Origin of the sequence: Streptomyces sp. NPDC058464 (assembly GCF_042721035.1) — a bacterium.
Classification (GTDB): domain Bacteria; phylum Actinomycetota; class Actinomycetes; order Streptomycetales; family Streptomycetaceae; genus Streptomyces.
In genome coordinates, this window is sequence record NZ_JBHXMA010000047.1 from 41,169 (window position 1) to 55,726 (window position 14,558).

The 14,558-nt window shown below is 70.2% G+C and carries 10 protein-coding genes; 3 read left to right on the forward strand and 7 right to left on the reverse strand.

The genetic code is table 11. From position 1 onward, the window contains the following. Positions 1-149: 149 nt before the first annotated feature. The 6 genes from ACFWPQ_RS42410 to ACFWPQ_RS42435 form a co-directional block, all read right to left on the reverse strand. The gene (locus ACFWPQ_RS42410) at positions 150-1,955 is read right to left on the reverse strand and encodes an RICIN domain-containing protein (protein WP_384047641.1); all 1,806 of its coding nucleotides are present in this window, start codon (positions 1,953-1,955) and stop codon (positions 150-152) included. A 53-nt stretch (positions 1,956-2,008) separates the two neighbouring features. Beyond that, the gene (locus tag ACFWPQ_RS42415) at positions 2,009-4,168 is read right to left on the reverse strand and encodes a beta-galactosidase (RefSeq protein ID WP_384047644.1); all 2,160 of its coding nucleotides are present in this window, start codon (positions 4,166-4,168) and stop codon (positions 2,009-2,011) included. A gap of 54 nt (positions 4,169-4,222) precedes the next feature. Further along, entirely contained in the window at positions 4,223-5,053 is an 831-nt protein-coding gene (locus tag ACFWPQ_RS42420; protein WP_384047750.1) for a carbohydrate ABC transporter permease, read from the reverse strand. Positions 5,054-5,184: 131 nt separating this feature from the next. Next, complete coding sequence (locus ACFWPQ_RS42425) at positions 5,185-6,123, reverse strand: carbohydrate ABC transporter permease (protein ID WP_384047646.1); 939 nt, start codon at positions 6,121-6,123, stop codon at positions 5,185-5,187. A gap of 98 nt (positions 6,124-6,221) precedes the next feature. Continuing rightward, positions 6,222-7,613, reverse strand: coding sequence for an extracellular solute-binding protein (locus tag ACFWPQ_RS42430; protein WP_384047649.1), 1,392 nt, complete (start codon positions 7,611-7,613; stop codon positions 6,222-6,224). Between the two features lie 359 nt (positions 7,614-7,972). Next, entirely contained in the window at positions 7,973-9,112 is a 1,140-nt protein-coding gene (locus ACFWPQ_RS42435) for a LacI family DNA-binding transcriptional regulator (RefSeq protein WP_384047652.1), read from the reverse strand. A gap of 458 nt (positions 9,113-9,570) precedes the next feature. On the opposite strand from ACFWPQ_RS42435, the gene araB reads away from it, so the two are divergent. Genes araB through araD form a run of 3 tightly spaced genes read left to right on the forward strand, consistent with a single transcriptional unit; the run spans position 9,571 to position 13,618 of the window. Further along, on the forward strand, positions 9,571-11,250 hold the full coding sequence (gene araB / locus ACFWPQ_RS42440; protein ID WP_384047753.1) for a ribulokinase: 1,680 nt from the start codon (positions 9,571-9,573) through the stop codon (positions 11,248-11,250). Between the two features lie 56 nt (positions 11,251-11,306). Continuing rightward, positions 11,307-12,824, forward strand: a complete 1,518-nt coding sequence (araA, locus tag ACFWPQ_RS42445) for an L-arabinose isomerase (RefSeq protein WP_384047655.1) — start codon at positions 11,307-11,309, stop codon at positions 12,822-12,824. Positions 12,825-12,880: 56 nt separating this feature from the next. After that, on the forward strand, positions 12,881-13,618 hold the full coding sequence (araD, locus tag ACFWPQ_RS42450) for an L-ribulose-5-phosphate 4-epimerase AraD (RefSeq protein WP_384047657.1): 738 nt from the start codon (positions 12,881-12,883) through the stop codon (positions 13,616-13,618). Between the two features lie 233 nt (positions 13,619-13,851). On the opposite strand, the gene ACFWPQ_RS42455 is transcribed toward araD, so the two are convergent. Further along, positions 13,852-14,454 (reverse strand): TetR/AcrR family transcriptional regulator, encoded by a 603-nt coding sequence (locus ACFWPQ_RS42455; protein WP_384047660.1) that lies wholly within the window; start codon positions 14,452-14,454, stop codon positions 13,852-13,854. Positions 14,455-14,558: the final 104 nt, after the last annotated feature.

Here is a 14,558-nt window from a genome sequence, read left to right on the forward strand (position 1 = left end):
TCGCCGCCGCTGTCGTCGAACCTGCGGTCGACCGCGGCGTGAAGGGCGTCCCGACAGGCCAGGACGGCCGGATCACACGTTTGAACCCCCGTCCCCGGACGTACCGGTGGCGGGGGTTCGTGCCGACTGTCGTTTCGCGTCGGGGGCGGCTACCGGACCAGTTCCCAGTCCTGGGAGCCGTCCGTGGCCGCCGTCTGCAGGGTGAGCTGCCCGCCGACGGTTGCTCCGGTCAGGTACAGGCTCGTGTTCTTGACCGACTGCAGCTTGTAGAGGCCGTCGCTGGTCCTGACGAGGTTCCAGCTGCCGGTGGAGCTGTTGTCGACCCACTGGCCGATCTTCTGTCCGGCCGTCGCGTTGCCGGTCCAGATCGCCGCCGCGCGGCCACCCGCCCTGTTGAGCAGCGTGGTTCCACCGCCGGGCTCGGTCACCACGTGCCAGAACTGGGTGTCGGGGTTGGCCGCGGAGCCCGGGTCCTCCAGACGGACGTCGGGCACGTCACCGTTGCCGAGGTTGGCGTCGTTGGTCTTGTTGCCGGTGCCGATGACCTGGTCGGTCTTGCGGTTGAACAACTGGTAGTAGGTGCCGGCCGAGTTGCCGAGGTCCGTCTCGGCGTAGGCGATCGTCGAGGTCCCCTGGTTGTTGAGGATCACCAGACGGCCCGTGTCGTCGACGTACTGGAGGTCGCGGCTGTAGCCGGCCTTCGAGGTGGTCTGGTACTCCTTCCAGGTGCCGTCGCTGCGTCCGGTCTGGTCGACCCAGACGCTTGCGCTGCCTGCCGCGTTGTAGACCAGGCGACCACCGGGCAGCCGGATGAGGACCGGGCTGCCGCCGGTCGCCAGGGTGTGCGAGCCGGTGTCGACGGGCAGGGAGTTGACGCCGGTTCCGGTCGCCGACCCCTTGAAGAACTCCAGCGGGTTGCTTGCGATCTGGTAGCGCGTGTTGGCGCCGCCGCCCCAGTACTCGTAGGTGATCATCCACTTGCCGTCGGTGGTGCGGACCACGTTCGCCATGCCGGGACGGCCGCCGCCGATCTCCGACTTGCCGCTTCCCATGTCCTGGGTCAGCCCGGCGATGTCGACGACGGGGTCGCTCCACTGCGCCGCCTGACCGTCCCACGTCCTGTGCACGAGGATCTGGCCCTGCGAGTCCGTGGCGGTGTCGTTGGCGGGGTCGAGGGTGGCGGCTCCGGTGGTCGCGTCGAAGCCGGTGTAGTCGTTCTCGTCGGAGTAGTAGCAGACGAGCTTGCCCTTGTAGACCATCAGGTACGGCTCCCAGACCGGGTCCACCTGGTGGTTGGTGTTCGCCGAGGAGAAGTTCTGGCCCACGGCGCCCGCGCTGCCGCCCTGCCAGCCGCCGGTGGCGACGACGTTCTCGACCTTCCAGGTGGCCCCGTTGTCCGTGCTGGAGTACAGCGCGATCGCCACGTCCTTGCGGTCACCGTCGTTGGTGGGCGTCCAGCTCGGGTCGGCCGCCTTGTGCTCCTTGTAGTAGTAGTCGTCGCCCGATACGACGCCGGCCAGCAGCAGGGTGTCCTGCTTCAGGTTGCCCACGTCCTGGGGCAGGACGTACAGGTACGGGTTGGTCCAGTTGCTGGTGTACTTCGCGTACTTCGTGTCGCTGGACAGATAGGCCGGTGCCTTCACCTCGGACAGCGACTGCCATGTCGTACCGTCGTCGTCGCTCTTGTAGACGGGAAGGGTCTGCCCGTCGGCGCTGCCCGAGGCCGGTACCGTGGACTTCTCGAACGACGCGACCAGCCGGCCGTCCGGCAGTTCCGCCGACTTCGGGTAGATCGCGCAGTTCCCCCGGCCCTTGAGGCACGCCTCGCTGCCGAGCTGGTAGACGGTCCCGCCCGTCGGGGCGTACGCCTGGGCGCCGCCGGACGCGGGGATCGCCAGCAGTGCCGCGGCCGCGACGGCGGCTCCCAGCAGGTTTCTCAGTCTTCTTCTCTGCACAGCCTCTCCTTTGAGGTTGGTGGTCCTCGGGGTGACACCGACGGGCCTTCGTCCTAGACCCTCGCTCCGTCGGAATTCGCGGCGACGAACACCTTCACGTCCCAGGCGCCCAGATCGAGCGCTGTGCCCGCGGGGACGGGAGTGCCGTCGAGAACATCGGTCAGCCCGACGGGAGCCGCGACCCGCGCGGGCTCCCAGCTCCAGTTGTGGATCACGTGCACCCTGCGGCCGTCCGGGGCCGTGCCCGTGGTGGCGGTGACGGACGCCGGAAGGTCCTGCCATCCGCTGCGCGCCGCGGGCGCCAGCCACTCGGCGAGAGCCCGGGCGAGACCGCGCCCAGGTGCGGTGCCGACGCAGGTGATCTGTCCCTCGCCGTGACGGCGGGTGGTGATCGCCGGCCACCTGCCGAAGTGGGGGTGGTCGTAGTGCGCGAGGGCCTCCGCGTCGTGCGCGGTCAGGCCGTCCGCCCAGTGCGTGGCCGTCGCGTCCGCGGGGAGGTCGAGCGGGCCGCCGGGGGTGGCGGTGACCGCGATCCCGGTGGTCAGGTTGCTGAACTCGTCGTACGTCACGCCCGCCGCGGCGGCGAGACCGCCGGGGGCCGGCTCCAGCCGGGCCCGTGCCTCGTGGTCGGCGTAGGCCGTCCGCGGGCCGAGGACGAGATGGCCGCCGGCGTGGGCGTAGGCGGCGAGCCAGTCCACGGTGGTGTCGTGGGCGAGGTACAGGGCGGGCACCACCAGGACCGGGTGATGCCGGGCCGCTTCGGCGGGTGCCATGCCCTCCCGGTCGCCGTCCGGGTCGTGGAGCTGCCGGACGTGGACGATGCGGACCTGCCGGCCGGCGTCGAAGGCGCCTCGGTAGAAGGGGTCGAAGATGCGGTGGTAGGAGGCCGGGTCCGGTTCGCCGTCGGCGGTCGCCAGGGGCGGGTACTTCTGCATCAGCCACTTGCTCGGCGTCGAGTAGACCATCGTGATGTCGGCGTCCGGCTCCAGGCCTGCGACGAGCGGGCCCGCCTTCTCGAACTCCGCGCCGAGCGTGGCGAGTTCGGCATACGTCCGCCCGGGGCGGCCGCTGTGCGGGAGGACGCCGCCCCAGTAGGTCTCGGCGCCGAAGCGCAGGGTCTGCCACTGCCAGTACTCGATCATCCGGGCGCCGCGCGCCACATGGGCCCAGGCGGCCTGGCGCCACTGGCCGTCGAATCCGGGCCGGTTGTCCCAGGGGTAGCCGATGGAGTTCGCGTTGGTCTCGGTGACCAGGAACGGCTCCTGGCGTGAGGAGAACATCCAGTCCGCGGTCTGGTACATCGACCAGACTCCGGTGGTCTTCCAGATCTGTTGGTGCTCGTCCGGTGTGGGATCGGGGAGCAGCAGGCCGTCCTGCATGTCGTAGTACGGGTTGCCGGACGCGATGTCGAGGCGGTCCGACAGCTCGTCGTCCTCCACGCCGCCTCGCGTGTAGGAGATGCAGGTGGTGACGAACTGCTCCGGCCGGGCGTACTCGCGCACGATGTCGGCCTGCCAGCCGATGAACTCGGTGACCTGGCGGGCCTGGAACTCCCGCCAGGCGACGTCGTACTGGGGCTGCACGTTGCCGTCCGGGGTCCACAGGTCGGCCCAGGTGGACAGGCGGTGCGACCAGTAGACGAGGCCCCACTCGCGGTTGAGGGTCTCGACGTCCCGGTACTTCTGGCGCAGATGGTCGACGAACCGCTCGAACACGCCCCGGTTGTGCAGCAGATGCAGTCCCGGTTCGTTGTCCACCTGCCATCCGATGACCGCGGGGTGGTCGTAGTACCGTTCGGCGATCTTCCGGATCACGCGCTCGGCGTGGAACTTGAACGCCGGGTGGGTGATGTCCACCTCCTGGCGGGCGCCCCAGCCGATCCGCTCGCCCGTGCGCAGCTCGCCGGTGATCTCCGGGTACTGCCGGACCAGCCACGGCGGCACGGCGTACGTCGGGGTGCCGAGGATCACGGAGATGCCGCGCTCATGGGCGCCGTCGAGGACGGGTTGCAGCCAGTCGAGGTCGAACCGTCCGTTCTCCGGCTCCCAGGTCGACCAGACCGACTCCCCGACGCGGATGACGGTGAAGTGCGCGTCGGCCATCAGGTCGAGGTCGGTCTTGAGCTGTTCGTCGGGCTGCGTGCCGCCGAAGGCCGGCGTGTACTCGTGGTAGTACGCAGCGCCGAACAGGACACGGGCGGGCAGGACCGCCATGGAGGGACCTCCAAGAGGGGGATGGGAGAAGGAGCAGGGTGTGGTCGGCGGCACTTACTGTTTGACACCGCCGGCGGCCAGGCCGCTCTGCCAGTACCGCTGGAGCATCAGGAAGGCCACGACGAGGGGGATGACCGAGATGAGCGAGCCGGTCACGACGAGCGCGAGCATGTCGCTGCTGGCGCCGGCCCCGCCGTTCTGGGCCTGGGCCGCCCAGGAGGAGAGCCCGACGGTGACGGGGTACAGCTTCGGGTCGTTGAGCATGATCAGCGGCAGGAAGTAGTTGTTCCAGGTCGCCACGAGCGTGAAGAGGACGACCGTCACCAGCCCCGGTGCCAGCAGCCGCAGGGCGATCCGGACGAAGATCCGCAGCTCCCCCGCACCGTCGATCCGGGCGGCCTCCAGAAGGCTGTCGGGAACGGCGTCCGCCGCGTAGATGCGCATCAGGTAGAGGCCGAACGGGCTGACGAGCGAGGGCAGGACGATCGCCCAGGGGGTGTTGACCAGTCCCACCTTCGCGAAGAGCAGGTAGGTCGGGATCGCCAGTGCCGTGGTCGGGATCATGATGGCGCCGAGGACCAGGTTGAAGGCCGTGCTGTTGCCCCGGAACCGGTACTTGGCGAAGCCGTACCCGGCCGTGGTGGCCAGCAGAGCGGCGCCGAGCGCGCTGCCGACCGAGTACAGGACCGTGTTGAGCAGCCAGTGCAGGAAGACGCCGTCGTCGTAGGTCAGGGTCTGCCTGATGTTCGCCGGCAGTCGCGGGCTGTGCGAGAACCACAGGCCGAAGCTGTTGAACAGGTCCTGGGTGCTCTTGGTCGAGGCGACGGCGAGCCAGAACAGCGGCAGGAGGAAGTAGGCGAGTACGGCCAGCATGACGATCGTCAGCGGGGTGCTGCGGCGTCGGACCGGGGAGCGGCGCCCGCGCGGGACCTTGGTCGCCCGTCGGGACGCGGTGGCCCCGGAGGCTGCGGTGGCCGGGGCCGCGGCGGACCGGGGCGAGGACTGGGAGACGACCGTCACGAGGTCCTCCTGCGGTTCGCGGTGATCAGCACGGCGTAGGAGAAGACCACGATGACCAGGCCCAGGAGGAAGGAGACCGCGGCCGCGTAGTTCACCTGCTGTCCGGTGAAGGCGAGGGTGTAGGCGTAGAGGTTCGCGGTGTACGAACTGTCGATCACGTCGGGGGCGATGGTCTGCAGCAGCTTGGGCTCGTTGAACAGCTGGAAGCTGCCGATCACCGAGAACAGCAGGGTCAGCAGGAGCGCCGGCCGCAGCGCGGGCAGCTTGACCGACCAGGCGATGCGCCAGGCGCCGGCGCCGTCCACGGCGGCCGCCTCGTACAGCTCACCCGGGATGGTCCGCAGCGCGGCATAGAGAATGATCATGTTGTAGCCGACGAACTCCCAGGTCACCACGTTCGCCAGGCTGCCCAGCATCCAGGTGTCGCTGAGGAAGTGCGGGACCGGCACATCGAGCTTGCGGCCCAGTTGGGCGAAGGGGCCGAAGTCGGGGCCGTAGAGGTAGCCCCACATGAGGGTCGCGACGACGCTGGGTACCGCGTACGGGACGAAGATGCCGAGCCTGATGACCTTGGCGAGGCGCAGCAGGCCGCTGTCGAGCGCGAGCGCGAAGAGCAGCGCCAGCAGCAGCATCACGGGCACCTGGATCGCGAAGAACGCCGCGACCCGCAGGAGACCTTCCCTCAGCAGCGGGTCCTTCAGGGCGGTCACGTAGTTGTCCAGCCCGACGAACGTCGTCCCGCCGATGAGCCGTTCCTGGAACAGGCTGAGATAGGCGGCGTAGCCGAGCGGGGTCAGGAACAGCAGCACGAACAGCACCATGAACGGTGCGATGAACAACGGGCCTGCCGCACCGTGGCGCAGGCCACCGAGCCGGCGGCGCTGCGGCCCTGCTCGGCGCGGGTCCTCGGTGGAGGCCGCGGTCATGGCGGTCATCAACGGGCCTTTCTGGATGTCGGAAGGGCCGGCCGTGGGTCCCGGGGCCCGGGGCCCGGGCGGCGAGCGCCTGGGCCGGAGCCGGGACCCGCCGGCGGTCACGCGGACTTGACGGTGAAGCCCTGGCCCTTGGCGTAGGTGGTGAGCCGCTGCTGCCAGGCGTCGAGGGCGGCCCCGCTGTCGGTCTTGTCGGCGAGGGACTTTCCGACGGTCTCGGTCCAGTCGGTGGCGGCCTGGTCGAGGAACGGGGGCCACTGGAAGTCGTCGCTGACCGTGTCGCCGATGTCGGCGAAGACCTGGTTCACCTTCTGACCGCCGTAGAAGGACGGCGTGGCGCCGGCGAAGGACGGGTCGGCGAGCAGGGCCTTGGTCGCCGGGAAGAACGACTGCTCGGTCGCGAACATCTTCGCGCTCGCGGGGTCGCTGTTGAGGAACTGGGCGAACTGCGCGGCGGCGACGGGGTTCTTGGTCGAGCGGATGACCGCGCTGGTCGATCCGCCCCAGTTCCCGGACGCGGGGCTCGACGCGTCCCACTGCGGCAGCGGAGCGGCCCGCCACTTGCCCGCCGTGGCCTTGGCGGAACCGGAGAGGAACGCCGGACCCCAGGCAGCGGTGATCCAGGTGGCGTACCTGCCCTTGTTGAGGCCGGCGTACCAGGCGTCCGTGAAGTCCGGGTCGGTGCTGATGACGCCCTCCTTCGCGAGGCCGCCCCAGTAGCTGCCGAGCTTCTTGGAGATCGCGTCGTTCACGTCGATGGTGATGTCGCTCTTGCCGGAAAGGGCGTAGGGGTGGGCGCCCGCCTGCCACAGCAGGCCGTGCCAGGCCGCGGCCTCGTTCGCCGCGAGGTTGGTCAGGTAGACGTCCGGGTCGGCCTTGTGCAGCTTGCGCGCGGCGGCGGCGAACTCGTCCCAGGTCGTCGGCGGCTTGATGCCGTGCTTGTGGAAGATGTCCTGCCGGTACAGCATGCCCAGCGGGCCGGTGTCCTGCGGGATCGCCCAGATCTCACCGTTGGAGCCGCCGACCTGTGCCCAGGTCCAGTCCACGAACGCGCTCTTCAGACCGGTGGCGCCGTAGGGGCTGAGATCCAGCAGGCTGTCCGTGATGGTGAACGTGGGGATCGCCTGGTACTCCACCTGTGCCAGGTCCGGGGCGCCCTTGCCGGCCTTGATCGCCGTACGCAGCTTGGTGTAATGGGCCACGCCTTGACCGGCGTTGACGACCTTGACCTTGATGGCCGGGTACTTCTTCTCGAAGAGGGCGACCTCCTTGTCGATGTTCGGGACCCAGGTCCAGAAGGTGAGTTCGGTCGGCGTCTTCATCGCCTTGTCGATGTCGGCCCGGGACAGCGGCTTGGCGGTGCTGCCGCCGCTGCTCCCGCTGCCGCTACCACCGCTGCAGGCGGACAGTGCGACGCCGAAGGTCGCCGCCCCCACGGCGGCGAGGAATCCGCGACGGCTCGGGGAGGAGGGCGTGACGAAGGATCTGGGCATGGTGGACTCCCGCCGGTTGGGCGAAGGTGAGGGCATGCCTGCGGCGGCATGCCGGGCAAGGGAACGCGGGGAGGTGACGACCGGGACTTCGAGGTCGGTGCGGGGAAGGCCACGTCGTCATCAGCTGCTCCCGGCTCGCGGCGCGGATGGCGGACCACGAGGGGGAGGGCGGTCGGAGCAGGCGCCGGTACGGCGGCCCGCTCGGCGAGAAGGAGAACGTGCGGTGCCCGAGTCCCTGCGGGCGGCTGAGCCGGCATGGCAAGGAGGGGCGAACCGGGCAGCGGCCTGTGCGGCGGCTGCGCAGGTGTGACAGGTGCGGCCCGGAATCCCTGCTCTGGGCCTACTGAGGCTGAAGTCGATCAGGAACGGTCGGATGGACCTCCACTCGGGGGCGTGGCCTTCGCGGCACGACGGGGGCGTGTGGCGGAGCGCCGTGCCCCGCCCGGATCGGTCCGGGCCGGAGCGGGCGCGGTCGAGGCGCGAAGGACGAGCTCGACGGGCGGGTCGTTGGCCGGGGGCAGGTCGGCGCCGGGCTTCTCGATGGCGTGGACGAGAAGTCTCAGCCCCTCCTGGGCCACGGCGTCGAACGGCTGACGCACGGTGGTCAGCGGTGGGGACACGAACGCGGCCACCGGAATGTCGTCGAATCCGACGACGCTGACGTCGTCCGGCACGGTGCGGCCGGCCTCCGCCAGTGCGCGCATGAGGCCGATGGCCATGTCGTCGTTGGCGGCGAACACCGCGGTCACGTCGGGATCCGCGGCGAGTACCCGGCCCGCCGCGTAACCCGATGCGGCGGACCAGTCGCCCTCGACGAGCGACGGCTCGTCGCGGCCTCGTGACTCCAGTGCCTCACGCCATCCCCGGAGACGGTCGCGGGCGGCATACCAGCGCTGCGGACCCGCGAGGTGGTGGACGGTCCGGTGTCCGAGGTCCAGGAGATGCTCGGTGGCCGCCCGTGCCAGCAGGTCGGCGCCGACGCCGGCGGCCACGGTGCCCGGGGCCGTCGTGGCCACGGGCGCGCCCAGGACCAGCACCGGTACGCGCACGTCGGTGGGGACCGCTCCCCCGTCCGCCTCCTCGTCGATCGGCTCGGAGATGACGATGCCGTCCACGCCCTGTTCGAGGAGCGAGTCGATGGCTCCGCCTACACCCCCCGGGTCACCCTCCAGGGTGTTGACCACACGGAGCGCGTAACCGGTGACCCGGGCGGCCCGCTCGATGCCGATGAGAAGTGACGCGGGTCCGTACAGTGCCGTCCCGAGCGTCACCACGCCGATGGATCGGGTCCGGCCGGAGGCCAGTGCCCGGGCCGCGTGGTTCAGCCGGTAGCCGAGTTCGTCGGCCGCGTCGAGAACGCGCTTGCGCACCTCTGCCGAGACGTACGCCTCGTCGTTGAAGACCCGCGACACCGTCTTCTGCGACACGCCCGCCAGCCGGGCCACATCCACGCTCCGGGGCGCGCCGGAAACGCCGGCCCGTCCTGCCGATGGCGTCATGATGTCTCCCGATGGCCGTGTTCCGCGCCGGCTGCCCCGACGACCTGACTACGCAGCCATGTCTACGCAGTCAGAAGATGTCCGTCAAGAGTGCGGAACATATTCGTCATATGGCGTTCCCGTGTTCGGCACCGCTCCGCGAACACCCCGTCGACCTCGCGCCCGGCACGAGTTCGCCGGGCGCTGCTTCCCGGTCGGGCGGCTCGCACGCCCAACCCTCGCACGGCGGCACCCGATGGGGCGGGGCGCCGGATCGGCTCGGCGAGAAACGTGGGCGAAACCTCTTGACGGCCGAAATATGACTGCGTAGACATGACTGCGCAGTCGGTGATGACTGCGCAGTCAGCCACCCACTGGCTCCACACCACCCCTCAGCCCCGGCCCACTACCCGGTGACGCGTCGCGGGTTCCCCTCACCGGCCAGTGACCGAAATATCGATTGAAAGGGCGCCATCGTGGTGACCGTCGAACACAAGGACCACCAGCACGCCGATCAGTTCGTCGTGGGTGTGGACTTCGGGACGCTCTCCGGGCGGGCTGTGGTGGTCCGGGTGAGCGACGGCGCGGAGCTGGCGGTCGGCGAGTACGCCTACCCGCACGCGGTCCTCGACCGCGAGCTGCCCGACGGAACCCCGCTGCCCCCCGACTGGGCACTGCAAGTGCCGGGCGACTACATCGGCGTCCTGCGCCACGCGGTCCCCGAGGCACTGGCCGGTTCCGGGGTGCGGCCCGAGCAGGTGATCGGCATCGGAACGGACTTCACCGCCTGCACGGTCCTGCCGGTACGCTCCGACGGCACCCCCCTGTGCGAGGTGCAGGGGCTCTCCGGCCGCCCGCACGCCTACGTCAAGCTCTGGCGCCACCACGCCGCGCAGGGCCAGGCCGACCGGATCAACGCCCTGGCCGCGGAGCGCGCGGAGCCCTGGCTGGAGCGGTACGGCGGCCGGATCTCCTCGGAGTGGGAGTTCGCCAAGGCCCTCCAGCTGCTGGAGGAGGACCCGGAGATCTACGACCTCACCGACCGCTGGGTCGAAGCGGCGGACTGGATCGTCTGGCGCCTGTGCGGGACGTATGTCCGCAACGCCTGCACCGCCGGGTACAAGGGCCAGTTCCAGGACGGCTGCTACCCCTCGGCCGACTACCTCGCCGCCCTGAACCCCGCGTTCACCGACTTCGTGACCGACAAGCTGGACCAGCCGGTCGCCGAGCTCGGCTCCCTGGCCGGACGGCTCACGGCGGAAGCGGCCGCATGGACGGGACTGCCGGAGGGCATCGCGGTCTGTGCCGGCAACGTGGACGCCCATGTGACGGCGCCGGCCGCCACCGCGGTCGAACCCGGCCGGATGGTGGCCATCATGGGCACGTCCACCTGCCATGTCATGAGCTCCGACCGGAAGGGCACGGTGCCTGGCATGTGCGGGGTCGTCGACGGCGGCATCCTGCCCGGTCTGTGGGGCTACGAGGCCGGTCAGAGCGGAGTCGGCGACATCTTCGCCTGGTTCCTGCGCACGGGGTTCCCCGCCGAGTACGCCGAGCGGGCCAAGCTCATGCAGCGCACCCCGCACGAGTACCTGACCGAACTCGCGTCGGGGCAGAGGGTGGGCGAGCACGGCCTGATCGCCCTGGACTGGCACAGCGGCAACCGGTCCGTCCTGGTCGACCACGATCTCAGCGGCGTGGTGCTGGGTCTCACGCTGTCCACCCGCCCGGAGGACGTCTACCGCGCCCTGCTGGAGGCGACCGCCTTCGGCACCCGCACCATCATCGAGGCCTTCGAATCGTCCGGGGTCCCGGTCCAGGAGCTGATCATCGCCGGCGGACTGACCAAGAACGCGCTGCTCATGCAGATCTACGCCGACGTCACCCGCCGCCCGCTCGGCGTCATCGACTCCGCGCAGGGTCCCGCCCTCGGCGCGGCCATGCACGCCGCGATCGCGGCCGGCGCGTATCCCGACATCCGGGCCGCGGCACACGCGATGGGCAGTGCCCGTCCCGGCGTGCACCTGCCCGACCCGGACCGGGCCGCCGCCTACGACCGTCTGTACGCCGAATACCGGCTGCTGCACGACCACTTCGGTCGTGGCGCCAATGACGTCATGCACCGGCTGCGCCGTATCCGGGCCGAAGCCTCCGCCTGAACGCGTGACTCCCCGCGGTTCGCGGCCCCCTGCACTCCCCTCTGAAAGGACACCTCATGGAGAGCGACTCCACGTACCAGCTCCCGGGCGAGATCTGGTTCCTGACCGGCAGTCAGGGCCTGTACGGCGAGGAGACCCTGACCCAGGTCGCCCACCAGTCCCAGCGCATAGCGGAGCGGCTGGACGCGAGCGCCGAGATCCCCCTGCGCATCGTGTGGAAGCCGGTCCTCACCGACTCCGATTCCATCCGCCGGCTCTGCCAGGAGGCCTCCTCCTCCGACACCTGCGTCGGTGTGATCCTCTGGATGCACACCTTCTCCCCGGCCAAGATGTGGATCGCCGGGCTCAGCGCCCTGGACCGGCCCGTGCTCCATCTGCACACCCAGTACAACCTGTCGCTGCCCTGGTCGAGCATCGACATGGAGTTCATGAACCTCAACCAGGCCGCCCACGGGGACCGCGAGTTCGCGCACATCGGGTCCCGCCTCGGGGTGAACCGCAAGATCGTGGCCGGCCACGCCAGCGACGCCCGGGTCCAGAGCCGCGTGGCCGCCTGGTGCCGGGCCGCCGCGGGCCGCCACGCGTCGCGCACCCTGAGGCTGGCCCGCTTCGGCGACAACATGCGCGACGTCGCCGTGACGGAGGGCGACAAGGTCGAGGCCCAGGTGCGGTTCGGGTTCTCCGTGAACACCTACGGAGTGAACGATCTGGTCGAGGTCGTCGACGCCGTCGAGGAGAAGGCGGCGGCCGAGCTCGCCGCGAGCTACGTCGACGAGTACGACGTCCGTCCCATTCTCCGGCCGGACGGCGTCCGCCACGACGCGTTGCGGTACGCCGCACGCCTGGAACTCGGTCTGCGTACGTTTCTGGACGAGGGCGGTTTCACCGCCTTCACCACCAACTTCGAGGACCTCGGCGGCCTGCGTCAGCTGCCCGGACTCGCCGTCCAGCGGCTGATGGCCGACGGATACGGCTTCGGCGGCGAAGGCGACTGGAAGACCTCCGCCCTGCTGCGCACGATGAAGGTCATGGGCTCCGGGCAGCCCGGCGGCACCAGCTTCATGGAGGACTACACCTACCACCTCGGACCGGGCGAGCCGCGGATCCTCGGCGCCCACATGCTGGAGGTCTGCCCCTCCATCGCGGCCGGCCGCCCCAGCTGCGAGATCCACCCGCTGTCGATCGGCGACCGCGAGGACCCCGTCCGCCTGGTCTTCGACGCCGCCCCCGGCCCCGCCGTGGTCGTCGGCCTCTCCGACCTGGGCGATCGCTTCCGGCTCACCGCGAACACCGTGGACGTGGTCGAGCCCGGCCGGCCTCTGCCCCAGCTCCCGGTGGCCAGGGCCGTGTGGAAGCCGCGCCCGTCACTCGCCGAATCCGCCGAGAGCTGGCTGCTCGCCGGTGCCCCGCACCACACCGTGCTCAGCTCGGCCGTCGGCATCGAGACGCTCACCGACTTCGCCGCCATGACCGGCGTCGAACTGCTCGTCATCGACGAGAACACGAGCACCGAGCGGTTCGCCAAGGAGATCCGCTGGAACGCCGCCTACCACCGGCTCGACCAGTCGCTGTGAGCACCCCGCCCTCGGATGGGACCGTCCCGTCACCACGGCAAGAAGAAGGAGCACCGATGACCCTCACCGTGCGGGACGGCCTGCGGCAGGAGGTGCTGGCGGCGAATCTGGCCATACCCCAGGTCGGCCTCGCCACCCTGACCTGGGGCAACGTCAGCGGAGTCGACCGTGAGGCGGGGGTGTTCGTCATCAAGCCCTCGGGGGTTGCCTACGACGACCTCACCATCGACAGCCTGGTCACCGTACGGCTGGCCGACGGCGCGGTCGTCGACGGCGACCTGCGCCCCTCCACCGACACCGAGACCCACCGCTGCCTGTACCTCGCGTTCCCCTCCGTCGGCGGAGTCACCCACACCCACTCCACCCACGCGGTCGCCTTCGCCCAGGCGCGCCGGGACATTCCCGTCCTGGGCACCACCCATGCCGACACCTTCAACGGCCCCGTCCCGTGTACTCCGGACCTCACCGCGGAGCAGTGCGCCACGGACTACGAGTACAACACCGGCCGTGTCATCGTGGATCTGCTGAAGTCGGACGACCGGGCGGCAGCCGAGGTGCCCGCCGCGCTGGTCGCCAACCACGGCCCGTTCACCTGGGGTGCGAGCGCGCGCAAGTCCCTGGAACACGCGATCATCTGCGAAGCCGTCGCCGACATCGCCATCCACACCCTCGCCCTGATCCCCACCGCGCCGCCGCCCCGCCATCTCCTGGAACGCCACTACACCCGCAAACACGGCCCCGACGCGTACTACGGCAACCCGGAGGTGACGGCCCCGGCCCGCACACAGGGATGATCGTCATCGGCGCGGGCCACCGGGCCGGAGGCGCACTGCCCCGCACCCTCTGGGGCAAGGTCCTCAAGTCGGTCGCCGACTCCGCAGCCGTGCGCGAGACGGCCGAGCGCATCACCGACGCGACGGGCCGGCTGGACACGCTGGTCGACTGCACGGGCGTCAGTCCGCACTTCACCACCCGCAGCGAGAAGGTCACCGGCTTCGAGCGGATCGCCGCCCACGCCGCAGTGGCCCTATTCCGACTGCGCAGGCCGGTCCATGGGCCGCAGCAGCCGGAGAATCATCTCGACGGTGCGCTCGACGGGGTGGGTCCGCACGATGACGGTCGAGAGCAGCGTACGGGTCAGGACCGCGGCAAGGAGCATGTCGAAGACGTCGTCCGGGTCCACGGCCGGGTCGACGCTGCCGGGTGGAGCGGCCTGCAGGATGTCCTGGAACTGAGGCCGCGCCGACACACGCAGATACAGCTCCGGTGAACGGGTGCGCTCCGAGGCCTGATGGTGCGCGAGGAGTCCGGCCGCGGCCGCGCGCGCGGCCGGGGCGCCGAAGGCCGCCAGGTAGGCACCGATGAAGCGGCGCAGATCGCGCCGGAGATCCCCCGTCGGCTGCACGCTCAGTGGGCTCAGCCCGGGGAACGTGGCCTCCTCGATCAGCTCGATCCTTGACGGCCAGCGCCGGTAGATGGCCGAGGCGTGCACACCGGACTGCTCGGCGACGGCCTGGATCGTCGTCGCGTCGAAGCCGCGTTGGACGAGCAGTTCGCGCGTTGCCGTGAGAGCCCGTTCGTTGATGCTCATGTCACGTGGGCGGCCCGGGCGACGGCGAGGCTCTTCCATGCCGGCGATTGTATTGAACAGTCACTGACCAGGTCCTGCCCAGCGGTCGAAGCCGGCTGCCCCTCCTTAATTATAGGAGACCATCTTCTGTAATTCCCGCAGTG